Origin of the sequence: Binatus sp. (SeqCode) (genome assembly GCF_036522015.1) — a bacterium.
In the GTDB taxonomy this organism is placed as follows: domain Bacteria; phylum Desulfobacterota; class Binatia; order Binatales; family Binataceae; genus Binatus.
Genome location: NZ_DATDGQ010000333.1, coordinates 1 through 2,615, shown reverse-complemented (window position 1 = coordinate 2,615; position 2,615 = coordinate 1). Strand labels below are relative to the sequence as shown.

Annotated in this window: 5 protein-coding genes; all 5 read left to right on the top strand. The window is 62.2% G+C overall.

The annotated features are described in order from the left end of the window. Positions 1-373 (top strand): hypothetical protein (locus VIW95_RS14120; RefSeq protein WP_331587613.1); only part of this gene is annotated, 373 nt, incomplete at its 5' end. Beyond that, on the top strand, positions 360-1,424 hold the full coding sequence (locus VIW95_RS14115; RefSeq protein ID WP_331587611.1) for an alpha/beta fold hydrolase: 1,065 nt from the start codon (positions 360-362) through the stop codon (positions 1,422-1,424). The genes VIW95_RS14120 and VIW95_RS14115, both read left to right, overlap by 14 nt. A gap of 187 nt (positions 1,425-1,611) precedes the next feature. Continuing rightward, complete coding sequence (locus VIW95_RS14110; protein WP_331587609.1) at positions 1,612-1,872, top strand: hypothetical protein; 261 nt, start codon at positions 1,612-1,614, stop codon at positions 1,870-1,872. Positions 1,873-1,988: 116 nt separating this feature from the next. Continuing rightward, a complete protein-coding gene (locus VIW95_RS14105; protein WP_331587607.1) occupies positions 1,989-2,231 on the top strand; it encodes a rhodanese-like domain-containing protein in 243 nt (80 codons plus the stop codon). A gap of 126 nt (positions 2,232-2,357) precedes the next feature. Continuing rightward, a partial coding sequence (locus VIW95_RS14100; RefSeq protein ID WP_331587604.1) for a hypothetical protein occupies positions 2,358-2,615 on the top strand: 258 nt, incomplete at its 3' end.

The window sequence follows — 2,615 nt, the reverse complement described above, 5'->3', positions numbered from 1 at the left end:
CCTCATGCTGCGCTACCAGCGCTTGAACGCCGCCATCGCCGGTGCGTTTTTCTCGGCGCTGTGGCCTGCGGTCGGCCTGCCGTCGGCCAGCGAGGTCGAGTCGATGCGTGGCGAGGTTCGCGCGATGCGCGAGGAACTTCGCGACGCGGTCGCTGAGCGGGACTCGAAAGACGACTTCGCCAGCGAACTTCACATCGCCGTTCGCGAATCGATCGTCAACCAGCAAGCCGACGAAAAATCCGCCCTCCGCGAATCCAATGTCGGCGCGCACGCAGCGACGCCCGCGAAGAAGTCCAGCGTTTACCAATTCTCGGTCTGGTCGGGATGGCCCGGCGCGGATCCGATGGAGCTGAGTGAAGATGTCGGCAATTAACGAAATCGCTTCGCTCTGGATGGAAGGCACGATGCGCACGCTCGACGCGTTCCGCACCGGCTTCGGCGCCACCATGGACGATCCGCCGCCCGCCACCCGTTCGCGCGTCATCTACGAGTCGGGCCTGGTCCGCCTGCGTCACTACGAAGCGCGCGGCGAAAACAAAAAAGCAGTGCCCCTGCTCCTCATCTACTCGCTGATCAAGCGCCCCTTCATCCTCGATCTGCAGCCCGGCCGCAGCGTCGTCGAGTATCTGGTCAAACAAGGCTTCGACGTTTACCTGATCGACTGGATTCCGCCCCGCTCCGAAGACAAGGCACACGGCTTCGACGAGTACGTGAACACCGACATCGCCAACGCCGTCCGCGCGATCCAGATTTACAGCGGCGTGCAGCAGATCTCGGTCCTCGGCTACTGCTTCGGCGCGCTGCTCGGATTGATGTACAGCGCGCTGCACAGCGGCAACGTGAAAAATCTCATCACTTTGACGATTCCGCTCGACACCAGCGTGCGCCAGTTGCCGATCGAGCACTTGACCGCCGCGATGACCTCGCGCAGCGCCAAAACGATCGTCGAGATGTACGGCAACGCGCCGGCCTGGATGATCTACTCGTTCTTCAACACGCTCGCGCCGACCCATCACATGCTCGACAAGTTCGTCGGCGCGTATCGCAGCTCGGCGCGCCCGGGCTACCTCGACACGTTCAAGCTGTTCGAGCGATGGCTGCATAGCGACGTGCCGATGGCGGGACGAATCTTTCTCGAGACCTCCGAGATGTGGCGCGAGAACTCGCTGATGAAGGGCACGATGAAAATCGGCGAATCGATTGCGGACCTAACGCGGATCGCAATGCCGCTGCTCAACGTGATCGGCGACCGCGACGACATCGTAAATCCCGCGTCGAGCGAGCCGCTGCCAGAGCTGGTGTCGAGCGACGACAAACAAAATCTGCACTTTCCAACCGGTCACATGGGTGCGGCGATCAGCGCCGACTCACTTAAGCGCCTGTGGCCGCAAATCACCAACTGGCTGAGTGCACGCGATGACTGAAGAAACAAAACCACCGGCTGCGTCGCGCAGGCGACCAAAGAAACGGGCCGAAAAAGGGCCCGTAGGAAGTGTAGCGTCACAGAAGATCGCCGATGCCGTCGGCGCTGCGGCAAAAACAATTTCGATGGCTAATGTCAGTAAACCAACCGGCGGGTCCGAGTCGCGCCGAGAATCAGGAGAAAAAGGAATGTCAGCACACAAAGAGAATGGTTCCGTGTTCGAGGGTCTTACCAGCAACCTGAACGTCGAAGGCGCGAAGAAGTTCGCCGCCTGGTACATCGACACCAGCGAGAAAGTCGCCAAGCAGGCAATCGAGTTCCAGGCCTCGGCCACCAAGTGGGCCAAGGAAACGCCGCTCGCTCCGATTTTCGACGCGCAAATCGAGTACGGCAAAAAGTTCGTCGAGCGCTCCGCCAACGCCGCCCGCTCGCTCTGGCGCCTCGAATAAGTCGACTACTCGCTTCTCCTGAAAATACCTCATGCCGGGCCTCTCCCTGACCAACAGGGAGAGGTCTGAGCAGTTGGCGTGCCATTCTGCGAGACGGTAAAGTTTTTTCTGAGAGCATGGCTTCAGCACTTACAGCCGCCACCTCGTCCGACGCCCGCGAGATCTCCCGCGACGAGCTCCGCCGCCGCCTCGAGGATACTTCGCTCACGATCGTCGACGTCTTACCGGAAGCCTCGTTCGTCGAGGCGCACATCCCGCGCGCGCTCAACCTTCCGCTCGAGCAGATTCCCACTCGCGCGCGCGAGCTGCTGCCCGACCTCGCCGCCGACATCGTCGTCTACTGCGCCAAGTTCACCTGACCTCGCGCTGCAGAGGCGGTCGCCTCTCTGCGTGAACTCGGCTACTCGAAAGTTCGCGAATATCGCGCCGGCCTCGAGGACTGGGTCGAGGCTGGAGAACCTACCGAAAGCGTCGCCGATATCGTCGTGGAGCCGGATCCCGCCGATGCCCTGGCCGGTCCTCCGCTGTCGACTTCGCAGGACGGCACCATCGGCCGCGGACCCGCGCGCGTCTCCCGGATGCGCCGGCTCGACAAATCCGTTCTCGATCTTGTCCAGCAACGCTCCACCTTGCAGCTTTTCCTCATCTGGATCGGCGCGATCCTGCTGAGCGGTCTCGCCTACTGGCTTGGTGCCCTGCTCGGCGAGCATGGCCTGGTCGAAGCGGGCCGCCCGGTCGGCGCC

What these genes read in the sequence shown, in the direction of transcription:
- VIW95_RS14105 (WP_331587607.1), top strand. Translation starts at nt 1,989, where the DNA reads ATGGCTTCAGCACTTACAGCCGCCACCTCGTCCGACGCCCGCGAGATC.
- VIW95_RS14110 (WP_331587609.1), top strand. Translation starts at nt 1,612, where the DNA reads ATGTCAGCACACAAAGAGAATGGTTCCGTGTTCGAGGGTCTTACCAGC.
- VIW95_RS14115 (WP_331587611.1), top strand. Translation starts at nt 360, where the DNA reads ATGTCGGCAATTAACGAAATCGCTTCGCTCTGGATGGAAGGCACGATG.